The organism is Geodermatophilus nigrescens, assembly GCF_900129495.1.
Taxonomy (GTDB): domain Bacteria; phylum Actinomycetota; class Actinomycetes; order Mycobacteriales; family Geodermatophilaceae; genus Geodermatophilus; species Geodermatophilus nigrescens.
Map to the genome: position 1 here is coordinate 112,864 of NZ_FQVX01000002.1, position 13,979 is coordinate 126,842.

The 13,979-nt window shown below is 73.7% G+C and carries 14 protein-coding genes; all 14 read left to right on the forward strand.

Features of this window, described 5'->3' with window-relative positions:
* The first annotated feature begins 2 nt into the window (after positions 1-2).
* Positions 3-413, forward strand: coding sequence for a C-glycoside deglycosidase beta subunit domain-containing protein (locus BUE37_RS08085; protein ID WP_073419736.1), 411 nt, complete (start codon positions 3-5; stop codon positions 411-413).
* Positions 410-1,441, forward strand: coding sequence for a sugar phosphate isomerase/epimerase family protein (locus BUE37_RS08090; RefSeq protein WP_073419737.1), 1,032 nt, complete (start codon positions 410-412; stop codon positions 1,439-1,441). The genes BUE37_RS08085 and BUE37_RS08090 overlap by 4 nt, the downstream gene beginning before the upstream one ends.
* The gene (locus tag BUE37_RS08095; protein ID WP_083628490.1) at positions 1,438-3,060 is read left to right on the forward strand and encodes a GMC oxidoreductase; all 1,623 of its coding nucleotides are present in this window, start codon (positions 1,438-1,440) and stop codon (positions 3,058-3,060) included. Before BUE37_RS08090 ends, BUE37_RS08095 begins: the two co-directional genes overlap by 4 nt.
* On the forward strand, positions 3,057-4,583 hold the full coding sequence (locus tag BUE37_RS08100; protein ID WP_073419739.1) for a GMC oxidoreductase: 1,527 nt from the start codon (positions 3,057-3,059) through the stop codon (positions 4,581-4,583). The genes BUE37_RS08095 and BUE37_RS08100 overlap by 4 nt, the downstream gene beginning before the upstream one ends.
* A 35-nt stretch (positions 4,584-4,618) precedes the next feature.
* Complete coding sequence (locus BUE37_RS08105) at positions 4,619-5,401, forward strand: nuclear transport factor 2 family protein (RefSeq protein ID WP_073419740.1); 783 nt, start codon at positions 4,619-4,621, stop codon at positions 5,399-5,401.
* Positions 5,401-6,825, forward strand: a complete 1,425-nt coding sequence (locus BUE37_RS08110) for an MFS transporter (protein WP_073419741.1) — start codon at positions 5,401-5,403, stop codon at positions 6,823-6,825. Before BUE37_RS08105 ends, BUE37_RS08110 begins: the two co-directional genes overlap by 1 nt.
* 104 nt (positions 6,826-6,929) lie before the next feature.
* Positions 6,930-7,898 carry a sugar phosphate isomerase/epimerase family protein gene (locus BUE37_RS08115; protein WP_073419742.1) on the forward strand — a complete coding sequence of 323 codons (969 nt, stop codon included), beginning with the start codon at positions 6,930-6,932 and terminating at the stop codon, positions 7,896-7,898.
* Positions 7,895-8,866, forward strand: a complete 972-nt coding sequence (locus BUE37_RS08120) for a sugar phosphate isomerase/epimerase family protein (RefSeq protein ID WP_073419743.1) — start codon at positions 7,895-7,897, stop codon at positions 8,864-8,866. Before BUE37_RS08115 ends, BUE37_RS08120 begins: the two co-directional genes overlap by 4 nt.
* The gene (locus tag BUE37_RS08125) at positions 8,863-9,813 is read left to right on the forward strand and encodes a sugar phosphate isomerase/epimerase family protein (protein ID WP_245794441.1); all 951 of its coding nucleotides are present in this window, start codon (positions 8,863-8,865) and stop codon (positions 9,811-9,813) included. The genes BUE37_RS08120 and BUE37_RS08125 overlap by 4 nt, the downstream gene beginning before the upstream one ends.
* Positions 9,810-10,787 (forward strand): sugar phosphate isomerase/epimerase family protein, encoded by a 978-nt coding sequence (locus BUE37_RS08130; protein ID WP_073419744.1) that lies wholly within the window; start codon positions 9,810-9,812, stop codon positions 10,785-10,787. Before BUE37_RS08125 ends, BUE37_RS08130 begins: the two co-directional genes overlap by 4 nt.
* A complete protein-coding gene (locus BUE37_RS24160) occupies positions 10,787-11,194 on the forward strand; it encodes a C-glycoside deglycosidase beta subunit domain-containing protein (protein WP_073419745.1) in 408 nt (135 codons plus the stop codon). Before BUE37_RS08130 ends, BUE37_RS24160 begins: the two co-directional genes overlap by 1 nt.
* A complete protein-coding gene (locus BUE37_RS08140; protein ID WP_073419746.1) occupies positions 11,191-12,261 on the forward strand; it encodes a sugar phosphate isomerase/epimerase family protein in 1,071 nt (356 codons plus the stop codon). Before BUE37_RS24160 ends, BUE37_RS08140 begins: the two co-directional genes overlap by 4 nt.
* Before the next feature lies 1 nt (position 12,262).
* Entirely contained in the window at positions 12,263-13,039 is a 777-nt protein-coding gene (locus tag BUE37_RS08145; RefSeq protein ID WP_073419747.1) for a TIM barrel protein, read from the forward strand.
* Positions 13,036-13,959, forward strand: coding sequence for a ThuA domain-containing protein (locus BUE37_RS08150; RefSeq protein ID WP_073419748.1), 924 nt, complete (start codon positions 13,036-13,038; stop codon positions 13,957-13,959). The genes BUE37_RS08145 and BUE37_RS08150 overlap by 4 nt, the downstream gene beginning before the upstream one ends.
* Positions 13,960-13,979: the final 20 nt, after the last annotated feature.

Sequence of the window (13,979 nt, forward strand, 5' to 3'; positions counted from 1 at the left end):
ACATGGGACCCCTCGACGACCAGGTGGTGCGCGCCGACTCGCTCACCGCCGGCCCCGACGGCCTGGAGATCGCCGTCTGGTCGCACTGGTACCGCGCCCTGCCGCTGCCGTCGCTGGCCCGCGTCGACCTCACCGTCGACGGGCGCCGCATCGACCCGGCCGAGCTGTCGGTCACCGTCAACGGCACCCGCCGCCCGCTGTCCGAGGTGGCCGGGGCCGGGGACGAGTACTGGTTCACCACCGACCCGCTGGTCCTGCACACGCCGGTGGAGACCGCCCCCGGCCGGGAGCACCGCGTCCAGCTGCTGCTGGGCCTGTCGATCCCCTACATCCTCACCGGCCCGGACCGGGTGCCCCTCGTGGCGCCCAGCGCCACCGACAAGACCCTCACCGCGGCGGGAGCACGCACGTGACCGACACCGCGCCGGGGCTGCCCCGCCTCGGCACCACCCTGTTCAGCCTCACGCTGGAGCAGCGCCGCGCCGGCGGGGACCTCGCGGGCCTCGTCCGCGAGGTGGCCGCACGCGACCTCGGGCCCGGCCTGGAGATGGTCGCCTTCCAGAGCCTGCGCGGCTGGCCCCGGCTGTCCCCGGAGCAGGAGCGGGAGGTCCGCGGCGTCCTCGACTCCTCGGGGCTCACCCCGTCGTGCCTGGCGATCAACAACGACCTCGGCCTCTACCCGGGCCGGCTGCTCTCCGACGACGAGTCCTACGAGTACGTCGCCGTCCAGCTGCGCGGGGCGGCCGCGCTCGGCTTCCCCGTCGCCCGCGTGGGGGTGGAGACCGGCCCGGCGATCCTCGAGCGGCTGCTGCCGCTCGCCGAGCAGCTCGGCGTGAAGGTCGGCGTCGAGATCCACGCCCCGCTCACCATCGAGGCCGCGCCGGTGGCCGCGCTCAAGGAGCTCTTCACGCGGCTGGACACCCCCTGGCTGGGGTTCGTCCCCGACATGAGCGCGAGCATGCGGGCGGTCCCGGACGCCGTCGACGACGCCCACCGCGTCGCCGGCATCGCACCGGAGCTCACCGCGCTCACCAAGCAGCTGTGGGCCGAGCCCGGCCCCACGATGGCGAAGTTCCCGGAGCTGGAGCGGCGGGCGGCCGAGGCCGGCGCCACCCCGCCCCAGGTCGGCAACCTGAAGATGCTGTTCACCATGCACGGGCGGATGGCGCCCGAGCGGTGGGCCGACTTCTTCCCGCACGTCGTGCACGTGCACGGCAAGTTCTACGGGATCGTCGAGGGGCCCGACGGGCTCACCGACCCCTCGATCGACTGGCCGGCCGTCGCCCGCGTCCTGCGCGAGCAGGGGTACGACGGCGTCGTCTCCAGCGAGTACGAGGCGCACGCCTACAGCGACCGGTACAGCGCCTTCGACCAGATCCGCGCCCAGCACGACATGCTCAAGCGGCTGCTCGAGGCCGAGCCCGCGGTGGCCGCGCGATGAGCACGTCCCCCGGTCCCGACGTCGCCGTCCCCGGTGTGGCCGACGTCGTCGACGTCGTCGTGGTCGGCTCCGGCCCGGTCGGCACCGCCGTCGCGCGGGAGCTGGCCGACGGCGGCAGCGGCGTGCGGGTCCTCGTGCTCGAGGCGGGGCAGCCGCTGGGCGAGCCCGCCGGCGGCCACGTGAAGAACATCGCCGACGCGGCGGCCCGCGACGCCGTCCTCGCGGCGCTGGCCACCGGCCCCGGCCCGCTGCCCGGCGGCACGCCCGCCCGGCCGGGCACGACCCTGGTCGGCGCCCCGGACATGCCCAACGCCGCGGTGTCCACCAACGTCGGCGGGATGGGCGCGCACTGGACCGCGGCCTGCCCGCGCCCGGCCGACGACGAGGTGCCCGGCTGCGTCGACCCCGCCGTGCTCGACGAGGCGCTCACCCGCGCCGAGCAGCTGCTCGCGGTCACCACGCACGCCTTCGACCGGGCGCCGCTGACCGGCGCGGTGCAGCAGGTGCTCGGCGAGCTGTTCGACCGGCCGCAGCGCCGGCCGGCCGGGCCGATGCCCGTGGCGGTGACGGTCGGCGAGGACGGCTCCCTGCACTGGACCGGCCCGGCGATCGTCGCCGGCGACCTGTGGGACCGCCCCGACGTCGAGTTGCGCACCGGCACGCTGGCCCGGCGCCTCCTGCGCGACGGCGACCGGGTGACCGGCGTCGAGGCCGTCGACCTGTCCTCCGGCCGGCGGTACGCGATCGGTGCCCGCGCCGTGGTGGTCGCCGCCGACGCGTTCCGGACGCCGCAGCTGCTGTGGGCCTCCGGCATCCGCCCCGGCGCGCTCGGCCGGTACCTCACCGAGCACCCGCAGGTCATGGCCGCCTCGCTGCTCGACGAGCGGCACGTCCCCGCGGACGCCCCGGTCGACGCCGACCTCCCGGTCACGGCCGCCGCCGCCCCCGGGGGAGGGGCGATCGTCCCCGTCTCCGGTGTCTCCTGGGTGCCCTACGCCGCGGACCGCCCCTTCCACGGCCAGGTCATGCAGATGGACGCCTCCCCGGTCCCCCTCGACCCCGGGGTGGCCGTCCGCCCCGGGCAGGTCGTCGGGCTGGGCTGGTTCTGCCGCAAGGAGCTCTCCCCGGACAACCGCGTGTGGTTCGACGAGGACGCCGCCGACGAGCACGGGCTGCCGGCGATCCGCATCGCCTACGCCCTCAGCGACGCCGACCGGGCCTCCGTCGCCGCGGCCGTCGAGGAGGTGGGTGCCGCGGCACGCGCCCTCGGGCGGCCGCTCGGGGAGCCGTTCGTCATGCCGCCCGGCAGCTCCCTGCACTACCTCGGCACCACCCGGATGGGCCGCGCCGACGACGGCACCAGCGTCTGCGACCCGGCCGGGCGGGTCTGGGGCACCGAGAACCTCTACGTCGGCGGCAACAACGTCATCCCGACCGCGACGGCCTGCAACCCCACCCTCACCGCCGTCGCGCTCGGCGTGCTCACCGCCCGGGCCGTGGCCGCGCAACTGGCCGCGCAACTGGCCGCGCAGCCGGCCATCCAGCCGGCCACCCCGCCGGCCACCCCGGCGGCCGCCCAGCCGGCCCCGTCCCCCGTCGCCGAGGAGGCGCACGCATGACCGCCCGGATCCTGATCGTCGGCAGCGGGCCGACCGGGGCCACCCACGCCCGGGTGCTGCTCGAGCGGCTGACCGACGTCTCGGTGCTCATGGTGGAGGCCGGGCCGCTGGTCACCCGGCCGGCCGGCATGAACGTCAAGAACGTCCCCGACGCCGAGGGGCAGGCCGCGGCGCGCCTGGCCTCGCAGGGGCGGTCCAGCGAGAGCGGGGTGTCCGGGATCCCCGGCGGCGTCGTCGTCGAGGGGACCGTCACCGCCCGGCAGGGCACGCACCTCATCGGCACGGCCGCCGACGGCTCCCCGGGGATGCCCGCCGCCGCCGGCGCCACGTGCGTCGGGGGACAGGGCGTGCACTGGACGTGCGCCACGCCCCGGCCCGTGGGCAGCGAGCGCATCCCGTTCCTCGACGCCGGCGAGTGGGACGCGCTGGTCGCCGAGGCCGAGGAGCTGCTGCACGTCCACCGGCCGAGCTTCGAGGGGTCCCCGCAGGCCGCGGCCATCCTCGAGACCGTCCGCGCCGAGTTCGCGCCCGACGGCATCACGGTCCGGCCCCTGCCCGTGGCCGCCGACCCCCGGCCGGACGGCTCGCTGCGCTGGAGCGGCACCGACGTCGTCCTCGACGGCGTCCCCGACGACGAGCGCTTCACCCTGCGCACGGAGACCCTCTGCGTGCGGCTGGTGCGCGAGGGCGACCGGGTGGTCGGCGCGGTGCTGCGCGACCTGCGCACCGGCGCCGAGGAGGAGGTCCGCGCCGACGCCGTCGTCGTGGCCGCCGACGCCCTGCGCACGCCCCAGTTGCTGTGGGCCTCGGGCATCCGGCCCGACGCGCTCGGCCGGTACCTCACGGAGCACCCGCTGCTGTTCGCCGTGGTGGCGGTGCGGCCGGACCTGCTGCCCGAGCGGGAGGACCCCGGGGCGCCGGTCGACCCCATCCGGGCGATCGTCTCGGTCGGCTTCGACGAGGAGCGGCACCCCTACCACGCGCAGCTCATGTGGAACCCGGTGTCCCCGGCACCGCTGCCGGAGGGCAGCCGCTTCCGCGACAACCCGGCCGGCTACGTCGGCATGGGCTGGGGGATCCGGAAGTGGCCGCGCCCCGAGGACCGGCTCACGTTCGAGGACGACCGGCCCGACGAGCACGGGCTCCCCGGCATCCGCATCGCCTACGAGCTCACCGAGCGCGAGGAGGCGGAGTTCGCCAGGGCCCGCGTCCACCAGGCCCGGGCCGCCGCTGCTCTCGGCGAGTTCCTCGACGGCATGCCCCGGGTGATGCCCGCCGGCTCGTCCCTGCACTACATGGGCACGGTCCGCATGGGTCCGGCCGACGACGGGACGAGCGTCTGCGACCCGGACTCGCGCGTGTGGGGCGTTCCCGGCCTCGTGCTCGCCGGCAACGGGCTCATCCCCACCGCCAACTCGTGCAACCCGACGCTCACCAGCGTGGCCCTGGCGATCCGGGCCGCCCGCGCGCTCGCCGCCGACCTCGCCGCCCTGCCCGCCGTGGCCGGCGCAGCGGCCGAGTGACGACCCGACCCACCCCACCCCCGACAGGAGCCCCCATGACGACCACGGAGATCTCGATCGAGGCGCTCGCCCGCCGCGTCGACGAGCTGCAGCAACAGCTCGAGACGACGCGGCTCGAGGCCACCCGCGCTGCCGACCGCGGCGCGGTCGACAACGTCTTCAACCGCTACATGCACTACCACAACGCCTACGAGGACGAGCGGATCATCGCCGAGCTCTGGGCCGCGCCGGGCACCCCCGGGATGTGGTCGCGCTACAACAACGTCGGCCGCTACACGACCTACGAGTCGGTGACCGCCTACCACCGCGGCCGTCCGCGTCCGGTCGGCAAGCTGCTCTTCCACTACGCGACGACGCCGGTCATCGAGGTCGGCGCCGACGGTCGGACGGCCAAGGGGATCTGGATCATGGCCGGCCTCGAGTCCGGGCTCATGGACCCCGAGGTCGCGAGGAACGTCCCCCCGTGGGTGCTGTCGGGCGGCGACGTCGACGGCAAGCCGGTGTGGGCGCACTGGGTGTGGTGCAAGTACGGCGTCGACTTCGTCAAGCAGGACGGCGAGTGGCGCATCTGGCACTTCCGCTGCTATGAGGTCGCCCGCGCGCCGTTCAACCGGGACTGGATCTCCTTCGCGAAGGACAACCAGGAGAGCCACGACTCGCAGCTCGCCTGGTTCGGTGACGACGGGGTGCCGGTGTTCCTGCCGCCGGTCGACGAGCCGGTGGAGACCGACTACCACCCCTACGCCAACGACCGGGCGCAGACCCTCGAGCCCCTCCCGCCGGTGCCCTACACCGACTTCGAGGACACGTTCAAGTAGTGGACACCACGGTTCCCGCGGCGGGGCGGGCCGCCGCCCCGCCGCGGCGGCCGGGCGCACTGCTCGCGATCGCCTGCGCCGCGCAGTTCATCTGCGTCCTGGACACCTCGATCGTCAACGTGGCCCTGCCCCCGATGCAGGACAGCCTCGGGCTCTCGGCCACCGGCCTGCAGTGGGTGGTGAGCAGCTACACGCTCACGTTCGCCGGCTTCCTCCTGCTCGGCGGGCGGATCGGCGACCTGTGGGGGCGCAGGCGCGCGTTCCTCGGGGGCCTGGCGCTGTTCGCCCTCGCGAGCCTGGCCGGCGGCCTGGCCCAGGAGGGCTGGCAACTGGTCGCGGCGCGCTTCGTGCAGGGCGTCGGCGGCGCGGTCCTCGTGCCCACGACGCTCAGCCTCATCACGACCGGGTTCACCGAACCCGGGGCGCGCGCCCGCGCGCTCGGCCTGCTCACCGCGGCCGCTGCGTCGGGCAGCGCCCTGGGAGGGGTGGTCGGCGGACTGCTCACCGGCCTGCTCAGCTGGCGGTGGGTGTTCTTCGTCAACGTGCCGCTGGGCGCGGTGCTCGTCGTCGCGGCCCTGTGGGCGCTCACCGGCCGGCAGCCCGGCTCCGTCCGGGGCCGGCTGGACCTGCCCGGCTCGGCCACGGTGACCGCCGGGACGGCGCTGCTCGTGGCGGCGGTGATCCTCGGCGAGGAGCGGGGCTGGTCATCGGGTCCGGCCCTGGCCTGCCTCGTGGGCGCCGGAGCGTCGTTCACGGCGTTCGTGGCCGCCGAGCGGCGTGCCGAGCACCCCGTCGTCCCGCTGTCGGTGCTGCGGGTGCGGCCGGTGACCGTCGCCAACTCCCTGTCGGCGCTGACCGGCGGCGTGCTCCCCGCGATGATGTTCTTCCTCGTCCTGTACCTGCAGCAGGTGCTCGGCCTGGACCCGCTCACGGCCGGGCTCGCCCTGGCGCCGGCGGCGGTCGGGATCGCGCTCGGCGCCCAGGTCGCCTCGCGCACCATCGAGCGCCTCGGGCCGGCCCGGCTCTTCCAGCTCGGCACCCTGGTGGCCGCCGCGTCGCTGTTCTGGCTGTCCCGGCTGGAGGTCGGCGGGTCCTACTGGACCGACGTCCTGGCACCCAGCGTCCTGGCCATGGCCGGCTTCGGGGCGGCCGGGCTCCCGCTGACGGTCACCGCCACCACCGGACTCGGGCCCGAGCGCGCGGGGCTCGCCTCCGGGCTGCTGTCCATGTCGCGCCAGGTGGGCAGCGCCGTCGGCCTGGCCGCGCTCGTCGCCGTCGCCAGCACGGGGACGGCATCGGCCGGTGGGGGGGCCGAGGCGCTCACCCAGGGGTTCGGGACCGGGCTGCTCGCCGGTGCCGGGCTCCAGGTCGCTGCCTGCCTGGGCGGCTCCGCACTGCCCCGCCGGACCCACCACCCGGCCTGATCCCCGCCCGGGCGAGTGGGGCCGCACGGTGCGCCGGTGGCCTCACCGGCGGCGGGATCCCCCCACGACAACCACCAGACGACGTCGCAGGAAGCGAGGCCAGCATGGCTTGGACCAAGTGGTCCTACATGGACCACTGGGTGACGGAGACGCCGCAGGGGCCGCAGCCCCCGTCGTTCAACCGCGCCTACATGGACCGGTACGTCAAGGAGCTGTCCGCCCTGGGCTTCACGGGCTTCGACACCTTCTTCTTCTACCTGCCCCTCTACGCCGGGATGTACGGCGGCGTGCCGGGCTTCGAGCGGTTCCTGCAGGACAACGGGTTCGAGAAGATCACCGGCATCTTCTCCGCGTACCCCTCCGCGACGAAGTACGCGGCACCGCACGTCCGGGAGACCCACGACCGGATCGTCGCCGACTGCACGAACACGCTGCGCATGTGCGAGGGGCTCACCGGCGTCGAGAACTTCATCGTCATGCCGACGTCGACGTACTGGCAGACCGAGCCGGTCACCGACGACACGATCAAGGTCGTGGCCGACCTGTGGAACCGGGTCGGGGAGCTGACCCGCCGGCACGGCATGACGACGACCTGCCACTTCGAGTTCTGGGGCGCCATCCGCACGCGCGAGCAGGTCGACACGTTCCTGGCCCACACCGACCCGGAGCTCGTCCGCTTCTTCTGCGACACCGCGCAGCACACCATCGCCGGCGTCGACCCGGTCCAGCTCTTCCGCGACTACGCCGACCGCTGCACGGGGTTCCACTTCAAGGACACGAAGGACGTCGACGAGCACGAGGCCTACCGCACGCCGCCGGACCCGGAGCTCATGGCGCCCCAGGTGACGCGCTGGTTCTACGAGATGGGCGAGGGCGGCCTGGTCGACTTCCCGGCGCTGATGAAGGAGATCGTCGCCAGCGGCTACGACGGCTGGCTCACGGTCGAGCACGACAAGGCCGAGCTCGGCGGCGGCAGCTACGCCGAGGCCACCGCCGTCGCGAAGTGGTACATCGACAACGTGCTCGCCGAGGCCGAGGCCGAGGCGCGCGCCGAGCTGGGGAGTGCGCGATGAGGGACACCCTGCGCTGGGCCTACGCGCTCAACCAGTGGAACGTCCGGCTCGACGTCTTCGTCCGGCACGAGGACCAGCAGCGGGCGCTCAAGACCGTGTCCGCCTGCGGGTTCGACACGATCGAGCTCGCGTCCGGTACCGGCCGCTGGGACAACATCAGCCGGCCCGAGGTCATCCTGACCAACCACGGCAGCCACGCCGGCTTCCTCGACTTCCTGCGCCGGGCGCGGGTGCAGGGCGTCTCCAGCATGTTCTGGGACCCGCAGGCGCCCGCGGAGGAGGAGGAGGGCTACGCCTTCCGGTCGACGGCGGACCCGGACGACGCCGACGCGATCGTCGAGTGGTCGCGGCCGTTCGTCGACTTCGTGGCCGGCGTGGGCGCCGAGCAGCTCGTCGTCCGCCCGGTCGGGTCGGCCTGGATGACGCCGCCGCTGGACGCCGACGGGATCAAGCGCGTCGGCGACGTGTGGAACCGGGTCGGCGAACTCACCTCGGCCGCCGGGATCGGTCTGGCCGTGCACTACGACTGCCTGGGCGCCGTGCACACCGAGGCGGAGCTGACCGGCCTGCTCGACGCCACCGACCCGGCGCGCGTCGGCTTCGCGCTCGACACGGCCGAGCTGACGGTCGGCGGCATCGACCCGGTGGCCTTCTACCGGGCGCACGCCGACCGGGTCGCGCACGTGCACCTCAAGGACACCCGTCACGCGGACACCGGCGAGGAGTACCGGATGCCCGGGGCGGAGTCGACCATGCTGAAGGGCGGCGCCGGCCGGCGGATCGAGCGCTGGTTCTTCGAGCTCGGCACCGAGGGCGGGCTGGTCGACGTCCCCGGGTTCGTCGCGGCGCTGCGCGAGCACGACTACCCGGGATGGGTCGTCGTCGAGAGCGACCACGGCGGCAACCCGGCCGAGCTCGCGATGCTCAACAGCTGGTACCTGCAGCACGAGCTCGGGATCGCGAAGTGACCGCCCCCGAGCGCGCCATCAAGTGGTCGTACATGGACCACTGGCGGAGCAACGGCCCCTCCGGGCCCGTCGACCAGTGGCACTCGCGGAAGACGATGTCGGCCTTCCTCAAGCAGGTGAAGGCCGTGGGCTTCGACGCGATCGACACGTTCGACTTCCGCATCTGGCAGATGTACGGCGACTACGGCGGCCCGGCCAAGTACCAGGAGATGGTGCAGGACCACGGCCTGGAGCGGATCGTGAACACGTTCCACGCCGCCGACTACGACGTCCGGAACTACGCGCCGCACGTCCCGGAGACGCACGAGGCCGTCTTCGAGGACTTCCGCGTCACGATGGGCCGCTGGTCGGAGATCCGGCTCGACAACATCATCGTGATGCCGGCGACGCTCTTCTACGACATGGAGCCGATCACCGAGGACAAGCTGAAGTACTCGGCGGAGTGCTGGAACAAGGTCGGTGAGATCACCGCCGGCTTCGGGGTGAAGCTCACCTGCCACCACGAGTTCTTCTGCGGCATCCAGAGCGAGCCCGACATCGAGACCTTCTACTCCTACACCGACCCGCGGTACGTGAACCTGTTCGTCGACACCGCCCAGCACTGCATCGCCGGGCTCGACCCGGTGGCGCTCTACGACCGGCACGCGCACCGGGTCAGCGGGTTCCACTTCAAGGACACCCGCCACGTGGCCACCGGCGACGACCACCGGCACCGGCCCGACTCCGAGATCATGGCGCCGACCACCGGCAAGTGGTTCTACGAGATGGGCACCGACCAGGGCCTCGTCGACTTCGAGGCGATGATGCGGGCGGTCCGCGACAACGGCTACCGCGGCTGGATCTCCGTCGAGCACGACAAGGCCAACAAGGAGGGCGGCGACTACTCCGAGAGCACCGCGATCTCCCGCTGGTACGCGAAGAACGTCCTCGAGGAGATCTACCGGTGAGCGGCATCCGTTGGGCCTACGCGATCAACCAGTGGAAGCCCCAGTTCGACGACTTCGTCCGCCGCGAGCAGCACGAGCGCGCGCTGAAGACCATCTCGATCGCCGGCTTCGAGGGCGTCGAGCTGACCTACGGCACCGGCCGGTGGGAGCCGCTGGGCAACCCGCAGCAGCTGGCCGCCAACTTCGGCTCCGTCGCGGGCTTCGGGGAGTTCCTGCGCAGCTGCGCCGTCGACGCGGTCAGCAGCTGGTACTGGGACCCGGCGGAGCGCTCGATGGAGGACCTCACCGGGCCGCTGTCCCCGCTGGCGGAGGCCGACGCCCCCGCCATCGCGCAGCGGGCCGGCCTGCTCGCCGGGGCGCTCGCCGAGCTCGGCGGGTCCGTGCTGCTCGTGCGCCCCGTCCCGGGCGCCGGGGACGTCGAGCCGCTCGACGACGACGCCCTCGCCCGGGTCGCCGCCTGCTGGGACGCGGCCGGCCGCACGACGGCGGAGCACGGGATCCGGCTGGCCCTGCACGTGGACTTCCTGTCCGCGCTGCGCCGCGACCACGTGCCCGCCCTGCTCGACCGCACCGACCCCGCCCTGGTGGGCCTCGCGCTCGACACCGGCGAGCTGACCGCCGGGGGCATCGACCCCCTGGGGGTGATCGAGCGCAGCGGCGACCGGATCTGGCACGTGCAGTTCAAGGACGCCCTCGCCGTCGACGACGCCGGGGAGTACCTCCAGCCGCACGCGCACTGGACCGTGCGGGTCCGCGGCGGCGCCCGGGAGGTCCCGCGCTGGTTCGCCGAGCCCGGCGCCGACGGCGGTCTCGTCGACTTCCCGGCCGTCACCCGGGCCCTGCTCGGCGCGGGGTACTCCGGCTGGATCGTCGTCGAGAGCGACCAGAGCCCGCACCCGGCGGCCAGCGCCCTGCTCGCCGGCTACCACGTGCAGCGCGAGCTGCGTCCCCTCGTCGAGGAGGAGCCCGCCTGATGGCCACCGGCGACACCGTCCTCACCGACGACAGCCTCATCGCCCGCCCCGGGGGACTGGGCATCGCGCTGACGGTGCCCTGGTACCGCAGCCTCTGGCTGTCCAGCGTCACCGACATCACCGTCTCCGTGGCGGGTCGCGAGATCGCGAGGGACGACCTGCGGGTCGAGCTGGGGGAGCGGACCCACCGGGTCGACGAGCTGCCCGACCAGTGGGACGTCCTCTGGTTCGTCCAGGACCGGCTCGTCGTGGTCGTGCCGCTCGACGAGCCGCCCACCGAGGGCCGGGCGGTCGACGTCGAGGTGACCGTGGACCTGCGGCTGCCCTACATGCAGATCGCCCCGCGGGTCTACGTGACCAACCACGCGAGCGACCGCCGGTCGCTGACCGTGGGGAGCACGCGATGACCGCCACCGCTCCGACCCGCGTCGCCGAGCCGGCCGTCCCGGGCAGCGGGATCAGGCTGGGCCTGACGCTGTACTCCCTCACCAGCGAGTGGGCGGCCGGCCGCTACGACCTCGCGGGCCTGCTCGACGTCGTCCACTCCGCCGGCATCGGCCCCGGCGTCGAGATCGTCGCCTCGCAGACGATCCGCACCTACCCGGACGTCACCGACGAGTTCGTCCGCGACTGGCGCGACGCCGTCGACCGGCACGGCTTCGTCCCGAGCTCGTTCGGCTGCAACCTCGACATGGGCCGCCGCCGCGACCGGGACATGACCGAGGACGAGGAGTACGAGTTCACCGTTCCGCAGTTCCGCAGCGCGCACGCGCTCGGCTTCCCGCTGGTGCGCATCCAGAGCGCCAAGCCGTCGCTGATCCGCCGGCTGCTGCCGGTGGCCGAGGAACTCGACCTGACCATGGGCTGGGAGCTGCACGCGCCGCTCGGCCCGAACTCGCCGAAGGTGCTGGAGATCCGCGAGACCTACGCCGAGATCGACTCGCCGCGGCTCGGTTTCGTCGCCGACTTCAGCGCGACGATGCGCGCGATGTCGCCCACGATCCTGCGCAAGCTCGCGAGGACGGGCCTCGGCGCCGACGAGCTGCGGAAGCTCCAGGAGATCTGGGCGACCGATGCCGACATCGACGCCCGGCACGGCGAGTTCGTCGAGTACCTGCACTCCCGCGGGATCGCCCCGGAGTCGCTCGGCTCGTTCGCGCGGCTGGCGTTCACCATGCACGGCCACGTCGACCCGGCCGAGTGGGCCGACATCATGCCGCTCGTCAAGCACGTGCACGCCAAGTTCTACGACATCGACGAGCACGGCGACGAGCCCGCCATCGACTACCCGGCGATCGTCCGCGAGTTCGTCCGCGCCGGCTGGTCGGGCTTCTTCTCCAGCGAGTGGGAGGGCCACGCCTTCGCCGACCTCGACGAGGCCGACCCCGTGGACCTCGTCCGCAAGCAGCACGACCTCATCCGCCGGTCCATCGCGACCGCCCTGGCCGCCCCCTCCGAGGACAAGGACGCCTGACGTGTACCAGCTCTCCGCCAACATCGAACTGCTCTTCACCGAGGCCGGCGACGACGCCGGTGACCGGGTCCGCGCCGCGGCCGCTGCCGGCTTCGACGCCGTCGAGATGTGGTTCTCCACCGACAAGGACCTCGACTCGCTGGAGAAGGCGCTCGCCGACACCGGCGTGCAGCTCACCTCCATGCTCGCCGGGCCCCGGATGACCTACACGTACCCGGGCACCGACCTCGCGCCGTTCCACCAGGGCCTCGACCTCGCCGTCGAGCACGCCCGCCGGCTCGGCTGCCCGCGCATCGTCCTCGCCTCCGGCATGGGCTTCCCGGGGATGAGCCGGCAGCGGAACCACCAGTTCCTGGTCGACATGTTCGGGGAGGCCCTCGAGCGGAACCGCGGTGCCGACGTCGACTTCATCCTGGAGCCGGTCAACTCGCGGGTGGACCACCCCGGTGCGCTCACCGACCGCACCGAGGACGCCGTGGACATCGCCCGGGCGATGGGCACCGACCGGTTCGGGATCCTCTACGACCTCTACCACTCGATCGTGCAGGGCGAGGACCCGGCGACCGAGCTGGCCGGCGCCGCGGGCCTCGTGAAGTACGTGCAGCTCGCCGACGCCCCCGGCCGGCACGAGCCCGGCAGCGGCGACGTCGACTGGCCGGCACAGCTGGCCGTGGTCCGCGCGTCCGGCTACGACGGCCCGATCGGCCTGGAGTACTTCCCGGCCGTCGAGTCGGCGGCGTCGGTCGGGTACATCCGGTCGGTCGCGGCGGACGCGTGACCGAGCCGACGGGGAAGCTCGACGTCCTGGTCGCGACCGGGCGGGTCAGCGTCGAGCACGACAACGAGCACCGCAGCTTCCGCCTGCACACCTCGATGCTCACCACGCTCCTGGAGTCGACCGGGCGGTTCCGGGTGCGGGTGCTCGAGGAGTTCCGGGGGATCGGCGACGAGCTGCTGGACCGCTTCGACGTCGCCCTGGTGATGTACGAGGGCCGCGACGACTACCACTCGGTCGCCGAGCGGCTGGGGGAGACCACGGAGCAGGCGCTCCTCCGCTTCGTCCGGGAGCGGGGGCGCGGCGTCCTGTGGTTCCACGGCTCGTCGGTGCAGGAGCCGGAGTGGGGCTTCCCCGAGGAGTTCGACCGGATGCGGGGCGCGACCCTGAGCCGGCGCACCGGCCTGCGGCCGCGACCCCAGGCGGAGGTCACGGTGCGCTTCCCGGAGCCGCGGCACCCGATCACCGAGGGGCTGCCGGCCGAGTGGGCCGTGGTGAACGACGACGTGCTCACCGGCGCCCGGATGGACCCCTCGGCGACCGTGCTGCTCACCGTGTTCGACGACTCGGAGACCTACCGCCGGGCCGGCTGGCCGAACGCCCACACCCCGGTCGACGTCCCGCCCGGCGGGATCGGCGAGCTCCCCGGGATGGACACCGACCAGCCGCTGGCCTGGGTCAACGAGTGGGGCGCGGGCCGCAGCGCGAGCATCGTCCTCGGGCACGACTGGGACACGTTCCGCAAGGTGCCGTTCATGACCGTGCTCGTACGGGCCGTCGAGTGGGCCGCCACGGGGGAGGTCACGCTGGGCCCGCCCGAGCGCACGGGCGCGGCGCGGTGGCGGGTGTGGCCGTACTACGACGGGGACACGTCCCGCTTCGACCGGTCCACGCCGGCGGCCGAGGCCGCCGCGAGGCACTGAGACCCGTGACGGCACGGGGG